A 19291-nucleotide genomic window follows, 5' to 3' on the forward strand; every position below is an offset into this window, starting at 1 on the left:
GACTTTCGATAAATCGAAGACTCCTGCGCAGTGGGCGGAGTATGTGAAGGACATTGTATATAAACTGTAACTGATAGAACACTATAACAAGAATATGGAAGAGATTATTAAACCGGTGAGCAAAGAACTGCTGAAAGCAGAGTTGACGGAAGATAGACGCTTGCGAATGACCAATAAAAGTAATAATCAGATTTATATTATTACCCATCAGAATGCACCTAATGTGATGCGTGAAATTGGTCGTTTAAGAGAAATTGCCTTTCGTGCTGCGGGTGGAGGAACGGGCCTGTCGATGGATATCGACGAATACGACACGATGGAACACCCATATAAGCAGTTGATCGTATGGAATCCGGAGGCGGAAGAAATATTAGGTGGTTACCGGTATTTGCTTGGAACGGATGTGCGCTTTGACGAAGCTGGGGCTCCGATTCTGGCTACTTCTCACATGTTTCATTTCTCGGATGCGTTTATAAAGGAATATCTGCCTCAGACCATTGAGTTGGGACGCTCTTTTGTGACGCTGGAATATCAGTCTACACGTGCCGGCAGTAAAGGTCTGTTTGCGTTGGATAATCTGTGGGACGGATTGGGAGCGCTGACAGTGGTGATGCCGAATGTGAAGTACTTCTTTGGCAAGGTGACTATGTATCCCAGCTATCATCGTCGTGGACGCGACATGATTCTGTACTTCCTTAAGAAGCATTTTAATGATCGGGAAGAGCTGGTAACACCGATGGAACCGCTGATTCTGGAAACTTCCGACGAGGAACTGAGAACGTTGTTCTGCAAGGATACCTTTAAAGAGGATTATAAGATATTGAATACGGAGATTCGCAAGCTAGGTTATAATATCCCGCCGCTGGTCAATGCCTATATGAGTTTAAGCCCTACCATGCGTATGTTCGGGACGGCTATCAACTATGAGTTTGGTGACGTGGAAGAGACCGGTATCCTGATTGCTGTAGATGAAATCCTTGAAGACAAGCGAATTCGGCACATCCAGACCTTTATAGAAAGTCATCCGGATGCGCTGAAAATGCCTTGTGAGAGCGAAGGGGTGTTTACTCCTAAGGTAGTTACACCGCAGGAAGGCTGTTGCCATTAATTTTCCGATAAAGATCGAGTGCGAAGACATCGGTCATTCCAGATATATAATCAAGTACCGCCTGTATTCTTTCGTAGAGTACGGGCGATTTTATATTGTATTGGTCGGAAACACGGTTGGTTAAAAGCTCGGAGTAAGCTTTTTCTTTTCCCGGTAAGGTGACGGCATCTACCATCAATTCCAGCAAAGTGCTGATGATACGGAAGCCTGCCAGCTCGATGTCCAGTACATCTTGCGAACGATAAATTCTTTTCAGTGATATTTCCGCACAATGATTGTAAGCGGCTGCCGGACCTTCGGCGATGTGCTTGATGAGCGCTCCTTCGAAAGTTCCTGCCAGTATTTCCTGCTCGTGTTCCAGAAAGACACGGGTGCACTCGCGGACTAACAGACCGATAACAGAAGAGCGCAGATAGGCTATCTGTTCATTGATATCATTGACTATTTGGAAAGTACTTCGGAGACGGGATTGCCGGTCTTCGGAGAAAAACGCCATCAACAGTTCCTTGGTCTCGTCTGTAGTGATAATCTTTAGTTTATGGGCGTCTTCGATATCCATCATCTGATAACAGATGTCATCTGCTGCTTCTACCAGATACACTAGCGGGTGTCGCGCATACTTTAACGGTTGTTCGCTAAGCTGGATGAGTCCCAGTTCATTTGCGATTTTACGGTAGCTTTCTTCTTCACTGACAAAGAAGCCGAACTTGGATTTTTTGCCTGCAAGGCTCGATGAAAAGGGGTATTTTACGATGGAGGCAAGCGTTGAATATGTTAAGACGAATCCTCCTCTGCGGCGTCCTTCGAACTGGTGAGTGAGGATGCGGAAAGCGTTCGCATTTCCTTCGAAATGTGTCAAATCTTCCCATTCCATCGGAGAAAGTTGCTCTCCGTCCGGCTGCTTTTCCTGTAGTCTTTGTCCTTTTCCTTCTGAAAAGAACGTAGAGATAGCCCGTTCGCCGGAATGCCCGAAAGGCGGATTGCCTAAGTCATGCGCCAGGCAAGCAGCCGATACGATTGAACCGATTTCCGGCAGGAAGGAACTTTCCAGTTCCGGTTGGCGTTCCAGGATTGCTTTGGCTACATCATTGCCCAAAGACCGCCCTACGCAAGACACTTCGAGGCTGTGCGTCAGTCGGTTGTGTACGAAAATACTACCGGGCAGCGGGAATACCTGTGTTTTGTTCTGCAGGCGGCGGAACGGTGCGGAAAATATGAGGCGGTCATAGTCCCGTTGGAACTCGGAACGGTTCTCTTGCCGTTCTTCGTGAAATTCTTCCATTCCGAAGCGTTTGGCTGATATTAGTTGCTTCCAATTCATCATTTTATTTACTATTTGGCTGATTACAATTTGCAAATTGGTTGTTACCACATTATTTAACTGCAAACTTAACTAATTTTCAGTTCAAAATGTGTATTTTCGCCCGTTAAATAGTAAATGTGCATTTATGAACGTTCAAGTTATCAATAAATCGAAGCATCCGCTTCCGGCTTACGCCACTGAGTTATCTGCAGGAATGGATATCCGTGCTAATCTTTCTGAACCTATCACATTGGCGCCATTGCAGCGTTGTCTGGTGCCGACAGGAATCTATATTGCTCTTCCACAAGGATTTGAAGCTCAGGTTCGTCCCCGTAGCGGACTGGCCATTAAAAAGGGTATTACCGTGCTCAACTCTCCGGGAACGATTGATGCGGACTATCGTGGAGAAGTCTGCATTATTCTGGTCAACCTTTCCTCCGAACCTTTTGTGATCGAGGACGGGGAACGTATCGCCCAGATGGTGATCGCCAGACATGAGCAGGCGGTATGGCAGGAAGTGGAAGTGCTGGATGAAACAGAACGCGGAGCAGGGGGCTTCGGACATACAGGACGAGGATAAGTACCATAAAAAGAGAAAATGAACAAGAAAAATAGTATATGGCTTTTGGTTGCTGTATGGACATTGGTTTCGTGCGGAACGGTGAAAAGTACAAGGGAAAAGCCAGCTGTCGCTTTGGCGCAGTCTTCATTAACGCCCGAACAGCAGCGGAAATATGATTATTTCTTTCTGGAAGCTATGCGCCTGAAAGAAAAGAAGGATTATGCGTCCGCTTTCGGATTATTGCAGCATTGTCTGGATATTCATCCGAATGCGGCTTCTGCGCTTTATGAGGTTTCGCAGTATTATATGTTCCTTCGTCAGGTGCCGCAAGGGCAAGAGGCGCTGGAAAAGGCTGTGGCGAATGCGCCGGATAACTACTGGTATAGTCAGGGACTGGCATCTTTGTATCAGCAACAGAACGAACTGGATAAGGCTGTCACCCTGCTGGAACAGATGGTGGTACGTTTTCCTGCCAAGCAGGACCCGCTTTTCAACCTTTTGGACCTGTATGGCCGACAAGAAAAGTATGATGAAGTCATCTCTACTTTAAACCGTCTGGAAAAGCGTATGGGCAAGAATGAACAGTTGTCCATGGAGAAGTTTCGTATCTACCTCCAGATGAAGGATGACAAGAAAGCATTTCAGGAAATAGAAAGTCTGGTGCAGGAATATCCGATGGACATGCGTTATCAAGTCATCTTGGGAGACGTATATCTTCAGAATGGCAAGAAACAGGAGGCTTATGACGTTTATCAGAAGGTGCTGGCGGCGGAACCCGATAATCCGATGGCTATCTTCTCGATGGCTTCTTACTATAAACAGACAGGGCAGGAAGAACTCTACCAACAGCAGTTGGATACACTGTTGCTGAATAAGAAGGTGACTCCTGATACCAAAGTGGGCGTCATGCGTCAGATGATTGTGGAAAATGAACAGGCCGATAAGGACAGTACGCAGATCATCGCTTTGTTTGACCGGATCATGAAGCAGGAACAGGATGATCCTCAGATTCCGATGCTTTATGCGCAATATCTGTTGTCCAAGAATATGGAGTCGGAGTCAGTCCCCGTCTTGGAACAGGTGGTTGACCTGGACCCTACCAATAAAGCTGCCCGTATGATGCTGATCGGTGCTGCGGTAAAAAAAGAAGATTATAAGCAGATTATCAAAGTCTGCGAGCCGGGTATTGAAGCGACTCCGGATGCGCTGGAATTTTATTATTATCTGGCTGTTGCCTATAATCAGGCGGAGAAACCGGATAGTGTGATAAGCATCTGCAAGAGAGCGCTGGAACATACGACGGCTGACAGTAAGAAAGAAATCGTCTCGGATTTCTACTCTATTCTGGGAGATATGTATCATACGCAGAAGCAGATGAAGGAGGCTTATGCTGCCTATGACTCGGCGCTGGTCTACAATCCGTCCAACATTGGCGCACTGAACAACTATGCCTATTACCTGTCAGTAGAGCGTCGTGATCTGGATAAAGCGGAAGAAATGAGCTATAAGACCGTAAAGGCAGAGCCAAACAATGCCACTTATCTGGATACGTATGCCTGGATTCTCTTTGAAAAGGGGAACTATGCAGAAGCTCGCATTTACATCGATAACGCCATGAAAAGTGAGGGCGGCGATAAGAGTGACGTGATTGTAGAACATTGCGGAGATATCTATTATATGACCGGAGATGTGGACGGCGCGCTTACCTACTGGAAGAAAGCACTGGAAATGGGCAGTGAGTCGAAAACATTGAAACAGAAAATAGAAAAGAAAAAATACATTGCAGAATGAAAAGAATCGCTTATTTTTTGTTGATTGCAGTCGTATTGGTAGGTTGTAAGAGTTCAAAGCGTCTGACGGCGACAAAGGTGCCGGAAGTAGCTGCTTCCGAAGCAGCTATTCCCAGCTATCTGGCTTCCAGACTTCAGCTGACGATTCCGAGTAAAGGCGGAAGTATGTCGGTGGGCGGTACCATGAAGATGAAGAGCCGTGAACGGGTACAGATTTCCTTGCTGATGCCTATTCTCCGTACGGAATTGGCACGCATCGAGGTGACTCCTACTGAAGTATTATTCGTCGACCGGATGAACAAGCGGTTTGTACGCGCAACCAAAAAAGAGCTGAAAGAAATATTATCGAAGAACGTAGAGTTCTCCCAATTGGAGAAATTGCTGACTGACGCTTCTAAACCCGGAGGAAAAACTGAACTATCCGGGAAAGACCTGGGAATCCCCAAACTGGAGAAAGCGAAAGTACAACTCTATGATTTTTCGACCAAAGAACTTTCGATCACTCCGACAGAAGTTACTTCCAGATACCGTCAGGTCTCTTTGGAAGAATTAATGAAAATGCTGGTAGCTTTATTATGATAAAACGTCTCTTTGTAATTCTGGTAAGCAGCCTTTGGCTGGCAATTCCGCTTTCTGCTCAATCGAACAAGCTGATTCGTGAGCTGGAAGGTAAGCGCGGTGCTCTGCAGAAGCAGATCGCCGAGACGGAGTCGATTTTACAGAATACAAAGAAGGACGTAGGCAGTCAGTTGAACGGACTGGCGGCACTGACGGGACAGATTGAAGAACGAAAACGGTATATCCTTGCGATCAATAACGATGTGGAGACTATCGAACGCGAATTAGTGTCATTGAACCGCCAACTGAATAGTCTTGAAAAAGACCTGAAAGAGAAAAAGAAGAAGTACGAAGCATCTGTCCAGTACCTCTATAAGAATAAATCGATTGAAGAGAAACTGATGTTTATCTTCTCCGCCAAGAACCTGGGACAAACGTATCGTCGTATGCGTTATGTGCGTGAATATGCCACCTACCAGCGTCTGCAGGGAGAGGAAATATTAAAGAAGCAGGAGCAGATACGGAAGAAAAAAGCAGAACGCCAGCAAGTGAAAGCCGCAAAAGAGGGACTGCTGAAAGAACGTGAGAACGAAAAGGCGAAACTGGAAGCTCAGGAGAAAGAGAAGCGCACACTGGTGGCTAATCTGCAAAAGAAACAGAAAGGTCTGCAAAGCGAAGTGAACAAGAAGAGACGGGAAGCCAATCAACTGAATGCCCGTATCGACCGGTTGATCGCAGAAGAAATAGAACGCGCCCGCAAACGTGCCGCGGAAGAAGCCCGCCGCGAAGCGGCAGCCCGCAAGAAGGCGGATACAAATGACAAAGGTGCCTCCGAAACCGGAACGGCTGCCAAACCGAAGTCGGAGCCATTGGACGCTTTTACGATGAGCAAGGCAGATCGTGAACTGTCCGGTAGCTTTGTTGCCAACCGTGGGAAACTTCCGATGCCTATATCCGGACCTTATATCATAACCAGCCGCTATGGACAGTATTCCGTTGAAGGACTCCGTAATGTGAAGCTGGACAATAAAGGAATTGATATACAAGGAAAGCCGGGAGCACAAGCCCGTGCCATCTTTGATGGTAAGGTAGCAGCCGTGTTCCAGTTGAACGGACTATTTAACGTCCTCATCCGGCATGGTAATTATATTTCCGTTTACTGTAATCTGTCTTCCGCTTCGGTGAAATCCGGCGATACGGTGAGTACGAAGCAGTCTATCGGACAGATATTCTCTGATGGCGCGGATAACGGACGAACGGTACTGCATTTCCAGTTACGCAGAGAGAAAGAAAAGTTGAATCCGGAACCCTGGTTGAATCGTTAATCTAAACATAAGACACACTTGGTATGAAGTTAACAAAGATACTGATACTTTTACTGGCCTTCTGGCTCGAACCATTGTCTGCATCTCCCTATTTCTCCTTCAAGAAATATCAGGTGGAAGATGGCTTGTCACATAATACGGTATGGTGTGCTATACAGGATAGCTATGGATTTATCTGGCTGGGCACCAGTGACGGACTGAACCGTTACGACGGTCGGGGCAATAAAGTTTATCGGAATGTATTGAACGATAAATTCTCATTGGAGAACAATTTCGTTGAGGCACTGATTGAAGAAGATCAGAATATATGGGTTGGAACGAACTCCGGACTGTATATCTATGACCGGGCAACGGACCGTTTCTCCTATTTTGACAAGACTACTCAGTATGGAGTATACGTCAGCAGTGAAATCAAGAAGATTGTAAAGACGGAGAACGGACTTCTCTGGATTGCCACCTTGGGGCAGGGACTTTTTATTTATGATCCCAAGACCGAAGTGTTGACTCAGAATAGTATTCAGACCTCTTTTGTCTGGGACGTCTGTCAGAGTTACGATAAGAAGAAGGTGTATGTTTCTTCGCTACAGGAAGGACTGCTTTGTTTCGATGAAAACGGCAAATTTCTGCAATCATATAAGGTCTCATCGGACGTGAACTCTTCCGATAGTTACAAAATAAACTGTGTACTGGATGTAGAGGGAGAAGTATGGCTGGGAGCAGGCAACAATTTGTTGGGGAGATTGAACCGGCAGACTGGAACGGTTGAGAATTACATGGCTCCTTCATTGAACTTCGGTGCAGTTCGCAGCCTGCTGAAATATACGGAGAATGAACTGCTGGTAGGAACCGATAATGGACTCTATCTATTCAACCGCGAGTCGAAAACCTTCCTCCGTGCAGATAATCCGGCTGATCCGCGAAGTCTGAGTGATCAGACTATAAACGGCATGATGTGGGATGCGGAAGGTGCTCTGTGGGTATTGACGAACTTGGGAGGTATCAACTATATGTCCAAGCAGACCAAGCGTTTCGATTACTATTCACCCGCCTATCTGTCGGGGATAGCGGGGGCAGGAGAGGTGGCAGGCCCATTCTGTGAAAATAAAGACGGAAATATCTGGATTGGTACTCAGAGTGGCTTATATTTCTTCAATACCGTTACACGGGAGCTTTCGGAATATCATATCGGTGGTGTAAAGAGTCAGAAATATGATATTCGCTCTTTGATGTTAGACGGCGATTGTCTTTGGATCGGTACTTATGCGGAAGGAATACGTGTGCTTAATCTGCGTACCGGTTCGATAAAGGAATATACCCACTCGCGCGGAATCCCCAATACCATTTGCAGCAATGACGTACTATGTATGTATAAAGACCGGAAAGGGGAAATCTTCGTCGGAACAAGCTGGGGCTTATGTCGTTACAATCCTGATGCCGATAATTTCATGACGATCACCAGTATCGGTTCCATGATTTCCGTGGGCGATATATATGAGGATATGTATAACAACCTGTGGATTGCAACGACCAACAGCGGCGTGTTCTCCTACAATACCCTGAGCGGACACTGGAAACATTTCCAGCACGAACGGGAAGATTCGACCACCATTACCAGTAATTCGGTGATCACGGTATTTGAAGATAACAAAGGCGTGATGTGGTTTGGCACAAATGGGGGAGGATTATGCTCCTTCGATCCCAAAACAGAAGCATTTATTGAGTTTGATTCTGCGCTTCCCAATAAGGTGATCTATTCTATTGAACAAGATCAGACAGGAGATTTCTGGATATCCAGCAATGCAGGGATATTTAAGATTAATCCGATTTCTAAAGCTCATTTCCGACAGTTTACGATTAATGATGGTCTGCAGGGAAATCAGTTTATGGCACGTTCTTCTTTAAAGTCTTCTGAAGGTAAACTATATTTTGGCGGAATCAATGGTTTCAATGTTTTCCAGCCGGAACGTTTTGTGGATAATTCCTACATTCCTCCGGTATATGTGACTGATATCCGTTTATCCTATCTGAATGACGAACAGGAAGTGAAGAAGCTGCTTCAACTGGGGAAACCGATTTATATGGCTGACAAGATAACCTTGTCTTATGAAAATAATAGTTTCACGATTCGTTTTGTGGCGCTAAGCTATGAAGACCCGGCACGAAACAGATATTCCTATATATTAAAAGGAGTAGATAAAGAGTGGATTACCAACTCCGAGAACAACTCTGCTTCTTATACCAATCTGCCTCCCGGAGAATACGAGTTCGAAGTGCGTGGCTCCAATAATGACCATCAGTGGAACGAGAAAACGACTACTCTGCGGGTAGTGATTACTCCCCCTTGGTGGCGTAGTTCTTTCGCCTATTTTATTTATATTCTCCTGTTGATGGGCTGGATTGTCTGGATTGCATGGCGCTGGAATCTTCGCGTGAAGCATAAGTACAAACGTCGGATGGAGAAATATCAGATTGCTAAAGAACAGGAAGTTTATAAATCAAAGATCGGCTTCTTCATTAATCTGGTACATGAGATACGTACCCCTCTCAGTCTGATCCGATTGCCTCTTGAAAAGTTGCAAGAGATAGAACATGAAGGAAAAGAAGCTAAGTATCTGTCTGTAATAGATAAGAATGTAAACTATCTTTTAGGGATTACCAATCAGCTGCTCGACTTCCAGAAGATGGAAAACGGAGCTTTGCAACTGAATCTGGTAAGTTGCGATATTAAGGAAATAGTGAATGATGTATATAGTCAGTTCACCAGTCCTGCCGAGTTAAAGGGAATTGAACTGGTATTGACTCTGCCCGAGCAGGAACTGGTATCAATGGTCGATCGGGAAAAGTTGAGTAAGATACTGGTGAATCTGATGGGCAATGCGATAAAATATGCCCGTACGCGTATCGATTTGAAACTCGTGACAACTGATGCGGGATATGAGATATATGTGAGTGATGACGGTCGTGGAGTACCGGATGCCCAAAAGGGAAAGATATTTGAAGCCTTCTACCAAATGCCGGATGATAAAGTCGCTACCGCCACAGGTACCGGTATCGGACTGGCTTTTGCGAAATCTCTGGCAGAAGCCCATCAAGGCAGCCTGCGCCTTGAAGATAACGAACCGCAAGGTTCCTCGTTTATATTATCTCTTCCTTTAAACGAAAAGAAGGCAGAAGAAGCTGCTGATATCGTTGAGGTTCATTCCGAAAACGAAGGTTCGGCAGAGAATATTCCTTCAGAGTTCTCCGGAAAGAAATTCACCGTATTGCTGGTAGAAGATAATGTCGAACTGTTGAATCTGACGCGTGACTCGTTGGTTGCCTGGTTTCGTGTGCTGAAAGCTCCGAATGGTCGTGCGGCACTTGAGATACTCGAACAGGAGAGTGTAGACGTCATCGTCAGTGATGTGATGATGCCGGAAATGAACGGGCTGGAACTCTGTAGCAAAGTGAAATCGGAAATCGACTATTCACATATTCCGGTCATCTTACTGACGGCAAAAACGACGCTGGAATCTAAGGTGGAAGGACTGGAATGCGGAGCCGATGTGTATATTGAGAAGCCATTCTCTATCAAACAACTGCATAAGCAGATCGAGAACCTGCTCCGGTTGAGGCAGTCTTTCCATAAGCTGATGGCCAGTTTGTCCGGGAATGCCAATCAGGCCTCGGCAGAACTTGCGATGACTCAGAGAGATTGTGAGTTTGTTGCCAAGATACAGGAAGTGATTGCCGACCAGTTGGCAGACGAGAATTTCTCCATCGATACTCTTGCAGAGCAGATGAACATGAGCCGTTCCAACTTCTATCGGAAGATAAAAGCATTGTCGGGAATGTCGCCCAATGATTATCTGAAGGCCCTCCGTATGAATAAGGCAGCTGAGTTAATTCAGGGCGGTACACGTATTTCCGAGGTTGCGGCACAGGTTGGATTCACTTCCTCCTCTTATTTTGCCAAGTGTTTCAAGGCACAATATGGAGTTCTCCCGAAGGAATATGTCAATCAGTTGTCTGCTTCCGATACAGCGGCAGAAAGCACTCCGGATGCTGATTCTACCATTTGATTTGTCATCAGATGTATGAAAGAAGCATGCAGGGCTTGACAAACCGTTTTTTATGTTGTATATTTGTAAGTGAGAACCGGAAGTAAATTCGATAACATTGATAATATAGACGAAAAATGAGTAATAATAAGTACAATATAATAACAGATTGCAAGCGTTTCCATTTCGGATAATGCTTGCCGGATAGTCTGATACAAGCTAAGGGCTGCGATTCTTTATGGGAATTGCAGCCCTTTTTGTTGCTTAAAATTAATATTTGTTGCTGAAATAACGATGTTCGGGTTTATAATAAACTTGGGGGACGTTTATAATAAACGATGAACGAATTTATTAATAAATGATTCGGAAGAAGTATATAAACGGTTAATATATTTCGTGTGAAAGTGTGTAATGATGCCAAGAAACTTTCTGTTTTTATTATTAATGGGTAGTTTGTCTTTACATTCTCTTTTTTCTGTTTTCCTGTCATCAGCAGGATGTGTCACGATGTAATGACGAGAATGATATTCCAAACTTAATTTTTATTTTCGCTTTATTAACTATTAATGAAAAAAAAGTCTTTTCTTTGTATCATCTTAAAAATGAAACTATGAGAATCAATTTATGTTTGTTATTATTCCTTGTTTTGCTGAACATCTCTTGTAATTCCAAACGGGCGGGAAAAAAAGAAGATGTTGAAAAAGATACTTATGCCAATCCATTATTTATGGAAGGGGCTAATTCAAGCGCGATTTACCATAATGGTAAATATTATTATACCCATGAAACTAATGAGCAAATATATCTGTGGGTAACCACCGATATTACCGATATGGCTCATTCTACTTGTAAAGAGGTCTGGGTGCCTAAAGATCCTTCGAATAGCCATAACCTTTGGAATCCGGAAATACGGAATATCAATGGTAAATGGTATATCTATTTTGCTGCCGATGATGGAAATACAGATAATCATCAGATTTATGTGATTGAGAATGATTCTCCTGACCCTATGCAGGGAGAGTTTCGCATGAAAGGAGCGATCATGACCAATCCCGATTGGAACTGGGGAATACATCCCTCAACTTTTGAACATAAAGGGGAGCTTTATCTTCTATGGTCCGGGTGGCCTAATCGGAGGATAGGCAGTGAAACACAATGCATCTATATTGCCCGCATGGAAAACCCCTGGACATTGGCTACGGAAAGGGTTCTGATTTCGAAGCCGGAGTATGAATGGGAACGGCAGTGGGTAAATCCGGATGGCGGGCGGACTGCTTATCCGATTTATGTAAATGAAAGCCCTCAGTATTTTCATTCCAAAGATAACCGGACTGTCATTGTCTATTATGCGGCAAGCGGTTGCTGGTCTCCTTATTATTGTACCGGAATGTTGACTGCCGACGCGGATAGTGACTTGCTGAATCCGGCTTCCTGGAAGAAGAGCCCCGTTCCTGTATTTCAGCAGAGACCGGAAGATGGAGTGTATGGCCCGGCTAACCTTTCCTTTCTTCCTTCGCCTGATGGAACGGAATGGTATATATTGTATCAGGCAAGAAGTGTTCCTAGCGGTAATACGGGAGAGTCGGAAAGTCGCAATCCACGATTGCAGAAGATAGGATGGGATGCTGATGGAATGCCGGATTTGGGAGTCCCTTTACCGGTGAATACTCCGTTACCTAAACCATCTGGCACAGTTCCGTTTACTCCTTGAGTTAGAATAAATGATAAGAGGGTGTCCGAAGACACCCTCATAAATAAAACTGAAATATAGTTCTATTTAAGTCTAAATACTTCCGAATAAATTCCTTGATCAGACCCTTTGGGCCACAGGCAAATACGTCCAAACAATGTTCCTCTTTTTAAAGCTGTTTGGAACATACTGTTATTAGTATAATCTTTGGTAGTAAAACTATATATCTTACCTGTTTCGTCGTATTGTGCTAAATTTTCAGTTTCGTCATAACGATCTACATTATGTTCAGCATCACTCAAGAATTGTGTGGTACTTAATAACATAATCATACGATCAATTCCAGTACCTGCTATTTTATTTACTTTAAATGAAGCATCAACTTTATTACCATTCAGAGCTATTTTAGCATCTTCTATTAAGTAATAAGGAGTTACTTCAACATCTTGTGTGGCAAGTCCATTTAATTTTATCTCTATAGTATCGCGTCCCTCATCACTCCAAGGTCCATTGCCAGCCTTCGTTATTAATTGATATTGTCCATCAAAGATACAGATAGAGAACTCTCCATCTTGGTTTACAAAAACCTCTACAGGATCATGTTTTTGATAGCCACGTTGGTATAGCTGCAATTTGACTGCTTCGTTGCCACGTAATTGTAAAGCCTCTCCTTTATAGACCACACGGCCTTTTATAAAGGAAGTAGGTTCGTCATAATTATCTTTGCTACAGCTTATTAATGCAAAAATGGATAATATGACTATTGAATATATTTTAAATGTTGTTTTCATCTTCATTGTTTCTTATTAAGTTACTGATAAGGATTCTTCACTAACTTTGGATTATTATTAATCCAGCCGTTATCAATTTCTGAATAATATTGTGCCTCTGTACATTTTAACGGACGGCGCCATAAATCTAACTTTTGCATATCTTTTTCAATAAATACCCACTTGCCATCGTTAGGATCACCTGAAGCAACCACTTTGAATGGCCATAGTCCTAAGCGTTGTGAAGTTCTTGCTGTTGGTTCACCAGTCCATATTTTGCTTGCCTCCATCCAGCGTTTCAGATCCCACCATCGATTACCTTCAAATGCAAATTCTACTCGGTATTCATGCATGATTTTCTCATGATCAATTGTATTTAATGACGAGATTCCAGCCCGATTACGAACGGCATTAATATACTTCAGTGCATCTGTATCAGTATTATCCCGTGATAGCTCCCAGCTAGCTTCAGAGGCAATTAGATAAGCCTCTGCTATACGGAAATAAACATTCCACATTTCGGAACCACGTCCAATAGTACCTGCTGAAGGTGTAGCATCCAAATATTTGCGCACGTAGAAACCGGTACGGTTTATTTCTCGGTCATTACCGCCGAAAGGACCATTATTAGCTGTAATCAACCTGCCATCCTCGTCATAAGAATTACGGGCTCCAGTCACTTCAGACCATGAACCATTTTCTTTTCGCAGTTGCCCAGCTTGTAATTCAATAACCTTACTGTCAAAAGTTGCTCCAGGTACAATGATAGAACCCATTAGGCGTGGGTCACGTTCCATGAATAGTTCTGTTGGTTCGGTAAAGAATTTCGGATTTTCAAGGGTACCAATTTCAAATGGTATACTCGTCCCTTTTTGTTCTTCCGTGGCATCAAGTGGTTCGAAAGCCTCAACTAGATTTAGTAAAACAGATAAACGGTCACTTCCAGTATCTTGTTCTATACTTTTGGGCAGGTTTCCTTTAGTGAACTGATGTGTTTGCCCCGGAGAGACATAATCACGACACCAAATGACTTCTGTATTACCATCTTTTTGGCATACAGCTTTATAGAAATTGTCCGCATATGCTTTGTGAGTTTGCTCTGATGCCAGCATGAGCTTGTAAGGTCCATTTTCTATAACATCTTTTGCAGCGGCCAACGCTATTTTATAGTATTCTTGGGCTTTGGAAAAAGGTATACCTACTTCTCCACCATTCGTGCGCAACTGCGGATGTGCCTCGGCCGTGTTATAAGTAGCTAATGAAGCTGCAGTTAAAGCAGCACGGGCTTCCAGCATTTTTGCTACCCAATAATTGGCTCGTGCAGAGTTTTTGTTAGTGTCTTTGGTCAACATTTTGGAGGCTTCCTGACATTCTGAGATTACATAATCGTATAAATCAGCCTCAGTAGAACGGGGTATCTGCAGAGTTGTAATATCCATTCCTGGAGTGTAATTGAATATCTCATCATTTATTATAGGTACACCACCTAAAGTACGTCCCATACAAAAATAAAGCCATGCACGAATATAGCGTACTTCACCTATATAAGCAGTTTTCGTGGCTTCATCTACAGCGTCTGAGGGTTTAATACCTTCTAAGAACTGATTAAGGTCATGTACTAGAGTATAGTCATATGTACGCCATTTGTTTCTATCAATATTCTCATCGCTATTTGTGTCGAAATGAATTACCTCGTCTAGCATTGTCCATTGATCCCAGTCATCAATACGCTGTCCTATTGTTACACGTCCATAAAAATTGGCCAATACGGATTTAACTAATGTAGGGTCTCCAAAAGTCTGATCTTGGGTTAATAACGTATCGGGCTTTGTATCCAAGAAGCCACTACAACTGCCCAATGACAACATCGTGGCAGTCATTATTGTATATAAATATTTCTTTTTCATTGTTTCTTAAAATTTTAGGTTTACGCCAATGTTTATTACTCGCATCGGAGGGTAATCCAAACCGTTGTCAGATGCACATTCCGGATCCATCACAGACAAATTGGATAAAGTTAGTAAGTTTGTGCCTGAAACAAACAGTCTTAAATTACTAATGCCAGTTCTGTTTAACCATGTTTTGGGGAATGTGTAGCCGACTTCCAAATTACGTAACTTTAAATAAGTTACATTATGTAACCAATATGAACTTTTATCATAAGCACTAGTTTCATCAGTATTTAGACGAACCATGGGGTATTTACCTGGAATTAGCGGACTATTAGCATCCCATATATCAGATAAATGCCATGCATCCTTCAATACTTCATCAGGACTGTTACCATCGTTTTGGAACGGACGGGCTGTCTCATAACATTGATTCCATGATGTCATACCGGAGCCGGTCCAATCCATTGCCAAATCAAATCCTTTCCATGATGCAGAAAGATTAATACCAAAATTGAGAGTAGGAGTACTATCTACACGATACCCAATGGGACGTTCATCCAAATAATTGATCACTCCATCATTGTTTTGATCCTTATACATGATATCTCCTGGAACTACTGTACGATTCCCTTTTCTATCATTATCAACTGGATAATTGGCAATTTGCTCCCAACTATCAAAACGACCGATAGCTTCATACCCCCAATTCACATATCCTACACGATGCCAAATGCTGTTACGGTATTCATCCCACGAATTACTAAAGCGCGGCTTATATTGTTCCCAATCCCAAAAGCGGGAATAGGTTATATTACCCCCAACACTATAATTGAAATCATTGATTTGATCAGTCCACATAATAGAAGCATCAAAACCTCTATGCATATCTGATTTAAGATTCTCCTTTGGTAGACTAAAACCTGCTTCGTTCGGTATTAACACATCATAACGAGGTTCAGGAATTCCATCACGTACACGACGGAAATAGTCAAATTGTATATTCAAACGGTTATTGAGAAAACCTAAATCTACGCCAATATCTAGAATCTTTGCTGTCATCCAGGATAGTGTTTGGTTAGGTAGTCCCCGAGTTGAAGTTCCTACTACCCAGTTGCCATCAATTACTGCACCCCCACTGTTGTAATTATAGCCAGGTAGATAGTCAAAAGCAGAATAGTCAGAAACAGCATCATCACCAACTTCGCCATATGAACCACGTAACTTTAAATTAGTAACGATCTCACCAATTTTGCTCTCTTTCCAAAAGTTCTCTTCAGAAACACGCCAGCCTAAAGAGGCTGATGGGAAAAAGCCCCAACGATTATCCGGACGGAATTTCCATGATCCATCCCAACGAGCTATTAATTCAACTAGGTATTTGTCAGCATAACTATAATTGATACGTCCCAAATATCCCATACGTGCCTCTGTTCTATTTCCATCATCATTAAACTCCTGAATTTCTTTCAGACGAATCAAATCCATTGCATTAGAAACTGGTGTAGAATGAATCCACATTTTAGGGCGTTTACGCTGACTTGCCTCAAATCCAGCTACAGCAACAACCGCATGTTTACCAAATTTGCGGTCAAAGTTTAACTGAAAGTTTGAAAATTGATCTTCTACCTTCTCGCGGTTGCGCTCACGATAAGGATTTGACATACGGTTGGTTACATAGTAATTATCTTTTTGTTCGTCATAACCATATAGTTCATAGGTGAATTCTTGGTTATCCAGTTCGTTATAAGCATAATAGTAGCCTAGCATTCCTTTGAATTTTAATCCTTTCAGAATCTCATATTCAGCAGTACCATTCATTTGAATTACGCGCCATACATCTGATACCTTTCCTGTAGTCTCGTAATTCAAAATAGCAAAGTTTGTTTCCGGTTGGTCGGATACTAGCTGTGGATAATTCGGGTTATCATTAGCAAATGGTCGTTTAGTTGGTTGATTTTTCATTGTTGCGAAACGAGGCAGCCATGTATCATCAGCTCCCGGTACTCCAGGATGACGACGATCTTCAATGCGTCCATTCATACTTGCCCCTACCTTGAGACGTTCATTTACATTCATTTCGATATTCATCTGTACATTTGTACGACGGAATCCACCATAATTGCGGATAGTTGCATCTTGATTAATGTGGGATACCGCTACATAATAGTTTGCTTTATCTGTACCTCCGGAGAAATTAGTATTAATATAGTACTGCGGAGCGCTTACCCAAATATAGTCTTCCCAATTCCATCCTTGATATTTAGGTTCTGTACCACTCATCCATTTCTCGTATTCTTCTTTGCTGTAACGACGAGAATCGCCATTACGTCCAGAGAATGTTTCTGCTGTTACATAGGCATGAACATAATCCTTTACATTAGCTGGACTAACATATTTAGAGTTTTTCTGCCAACCATAATAAGCATTAACAGAAACTGTATTTTTAGAATTACGACTACCTTTCTTAGTTGTAACAACCACTACTCCATTCGCCGCGCGTACCCCATATAAAGCAGCTGATGCATCTTTTAGTACAGATATAGATTCAATATCATTAAAATCCATCTGACTAAATTGCCCTGTATCTGAAATAACACCATCAATTACAAATAATGGAGTACCCATGTTACGAATTTGCAAAGCTGTTTCAGCGCCAGGACGTCCATCTTGTTGACGAGTATTTACACCTGCAATTTTACCAACCAGAGCTCCACCTGCAGTAACAGCAGAAGAACGAGCAATTTCTTCAGATTTAATTGAAGAAACAGCACCCGTCAATGTTGCTTTCTTTTGTGACATACCAAATCCTGTTATAACAACTTCATCTAGAACTTGTGTATCTTCTTGTAAGGTTACAGTAATTTGTCTCGCCTCTCCCACAGTAACATTCTGTGTTTGATAACCGATAAAAGAAATTTCTAATTTTGTTTTGGGAGCTACATTTAGAGAGAACTCACCGTTTATATCAGTGATTGTACCAGTACTCCCCCCTACTTCTTTTACATTGACTCCTATTAATGGCTCACCATTGGCATCAATAACAGTACCTTTTACAATACGTTGTTGTTGGGTAGAGTTTACTATTAATGTATTTTCATCTATTATACTGGCAGCATGAGTATAGCTACCAGGTAATAATGAAAATGCAGCCAGACAGAGTGGGATACACCACATCTTATTATGGCTTAAAAACCAAAACACTTGTTCTTTACTTTTCATAGCAAATTAATTTTATCACCTGTATTATACTTTAGAGAATCAGTACAATACGGGTGGATGTTTAAAATATATTGAGTTATTTCACATTCTGTTTAATTGTATCAACTTTGAACGATTATTTATTTTATTGTTTGTTTTGTACTTTATTTATTAATACTTTCATCCAGTATCCTCCAATTACTGAACGCGCTTTAAAACCTGTCATTTTGCCTGTTTTTGTATCATGCCAATCACTAATAGGTACCCGTGAAGTCGTTTCATTGATATATTTATAGAGAGGATCTATGAATTTCTTGAAAGTTTCTAAATCTGGAGACATAGCTGCAATCCACATAATCCAGTCAGACTTTGTATACTCTTTGCGAGAATCTAACGGTAACCCATAAGGATTCTGTTTCATTAAATAATAATTGACTTCTTTGCTGATTACATTATTCGAAAATAAATTCAGACTCCACATCTTATCCCAGATCATATTATACTTTTGGCTCCATGTATTCTCACGGTCGAAAGCAAGGCGGTAATGGTCACCTTCATTTGCCATTTCTTCCCATTTCACCGCCATTTTCTTGGCTATACCTGCATATTTCTCTGCAACATCATATAAACCAAGCATATGCGCCATTTCGCTATATCCGGCTACACCCATGATCGCTTTAACCGAAAGATTGGCATTATGGGCCCAATGACCGGCGAAGTCATCCGTGCATAATTGGTTCTCCGGGTCCTGTCCAAACCGTATAACTAGTTTGTAAACGACATATTATCAATGCTTTAATCCGGAAACGTATTGTATTTGTGTTGTCCTAACTCAATCTTTATGCTATTTATCAATAGTGCTATGTCAACAAATTTACATTATCTCCTCTAGCCCGTTTCATATACCCCTATGTTATAAATAAGTTTGGACATATAGAAAGATATGTTATAACGGAATTGGGAACTTAATCTGCATTACTTAAGATTATATATAGGATGAAACATTCATAATTTGCATGCTAAATTGATTGTTCTCAATTTTATTTTGTATTTTT

11 protein-coding genes and 1 pseudogene are annotated in these 19291 nt (G+C 42.4%); 7 read left to right on the plus strand and 5 right to left on the minus strand.

Going from position 1 to position 19291, the window contains the following annotated elements; translation table 11 throughout:
- Window positions 1-94: 94 nt before the first annotated feature.
- Window positions 95-1108, plus strand: a complete 1014-nt coding sequence (locus HMPREF9007_RS01375; RefSeq protein ID WP_008763724.1) for a GNAT family N-acetyltransferase — start codon at window positions 95-97, stop codon at window positions 1106-1108.
- Here the strand turns inward: HMPREF9007_RS01375 and HMPREF9007_RS01370 are convergent.
- Window positions 1080-2432, minus strand: coding sequence for a deoxyguanosinetriphosphate triphosphohydrolase (locus HMPREF9007_RS01370; protein ID WP_008763725.1), 1353 nt, complete (start codon window positions 2430-2432; stop codon window positions 1080-1082). The genes HMPREF9007_RS01375 and HMPREF9007_RS01370 overlap by 29 nt on opposite strands.
- Window positions 2433-2556: 124 nt before the next feature.
- On the opposite strand from HMPREF9007_RS01370, the gene dut reads away from it, so the two are divergent.
- The 6 genes from dut to HMPREF9007_RS01335 all read left to right on the plus strand — a co-directional run bounded on the left by dut (window position 2557) and on the right by HMPREF9007_RS01335 (window position 12397).
- Entirely contained in the window at window positions 2557-2991 is a 435-nt protein-coding gene (gene dut / locus HMPREF9007_RS01365; RefSeq protein ID WP_008767650.1) for a dUTP diphosphatase, read from the plus strand.
- A gap of 18 nt (window positions 2992-3009) precedes the next feature.
- Entirely contained in the window at window positions 3010-4764 is a 1755-nt protein-coding gene (locus tag HMPREF9007_RS01360) for a tetratricopeptide repeat protein (RefSeq protein WP_008763727.1), read from the plus strand.
- Entirely contained in the window at window positions 4761-5342 is a 582-nt protein-coding gene (locus HMPREF9007_RS01355; protein ID WP_008763728.1) for a DUF4292 domain-containing protein, read from the plus strand. The genes HMPREF9007_RS01360 and HMPREF9007_RS01355 overlap by 4 nt, the downstream gene beginning before the upstream one ends.
- The gene (locus tag HMPREF9007_RS01350) at window positions 5339-6646 is read left to right on the plus strand and encodes a peptidoglycan DD-metalloendopeptidase family protein (protein WP_008763729.1); all 1308 of its coding nucleotides are present in this window, start codon (window positions 5339-5341) and stop codon (window positions 6644-6646) included. Before HMPREF9007_RS01355 ends, HMPREF9007_RS01350 begins: the two co-directional genes overlap by 4 nt.
- A 23-nt stretch (window positions 6647-6669) precedes the next feature.
- Window positions 6670-10707: a hybrid sensor histidine kinase/response regulator transcription factor gene (locus tag HMPREF9007_RS01345; protein WP_008763730.1), complete on the plus strand. Its 4038-nt coding sequence runs from the start codon at window positions 6670-6672 to the stop codon at window positions 10705-10707.
- Window positions 10708-11296: 589 nt separating this feature from the next.
- Window positions 11297-12397 (plus strand): glycoside hydrolase family 43 protein, encoded by a 1101-nt coding sequence (locus tag HMPREF9007_RS01335; protein WP_008763732.1) that lies wholly within the window; start codon window positions 11297-11299, stop codon window positions 12395-12397.
- Window positions 12398-12459: 62 nt separating this feature from the next.
- On the opposite strand, the gene HMPREF9007_RS01330 is transcribed toward HMPREF9007_RS01335, so the two are convergent.
- The 4 genes and pseudogenes from HMPREF9007_RS01330 to HMPREF9007_RS01315 all read right to left on the minus strand — a co-directional run.
- Window positions 12460-13167, minus strand: a complete 708-nt coding sequence (locus HMPREF9007_RS01330; protein ID WP_022470163.1) for a DUF3823 domain-containing protein — start codon at window positions 13165-13167, stop codon at window positions 12460-12462.
- 20 nt (window positions 13168-13187) lie between these two features.
- Window positions 13188-15053, minus strand: a complete 1866-nt coding sequence (locus HMPREF9007_RS01325; protein WP_008763734.1) for a RagB/SusD family nutrient uptake outer membrane protein — start codon at window positions 15051-15053, stop codon at window positions 13188-13190.
- Window positions 15054-15059: 6 nt separating this feature from the next.
- Entirely contained in the window at window positions 15060-18257 is a 3198-nt protein-coding gene (locus HMPREF9007_RS01320; RefSeq protein ID WP_008763735.1) for a TonB-dependent receptor, read from the minus strand.
- 124 nt (window positions 18258-18381) lie between these two features.
- Window positions 18382-18993: pseudogene (locus tag HMPREF9007_RS01315) on the minus strand (DUF1793 domain-containing protein); the annotation flags it as partial.
- Between the last annotated feature and the right edge of the window lie 298 nt (window positions 18994-19291).

This window comes from Bacteroides sp. 1_1_14 (assembly GCF_000162515.1).
Taxonomy (GTDB): Bacteria; Bacteroidota; Bacteroidia; order Bacteroidales; family Bacteroidaceae; genus Bacteroides; species Bacteroides thetaiotaomicron.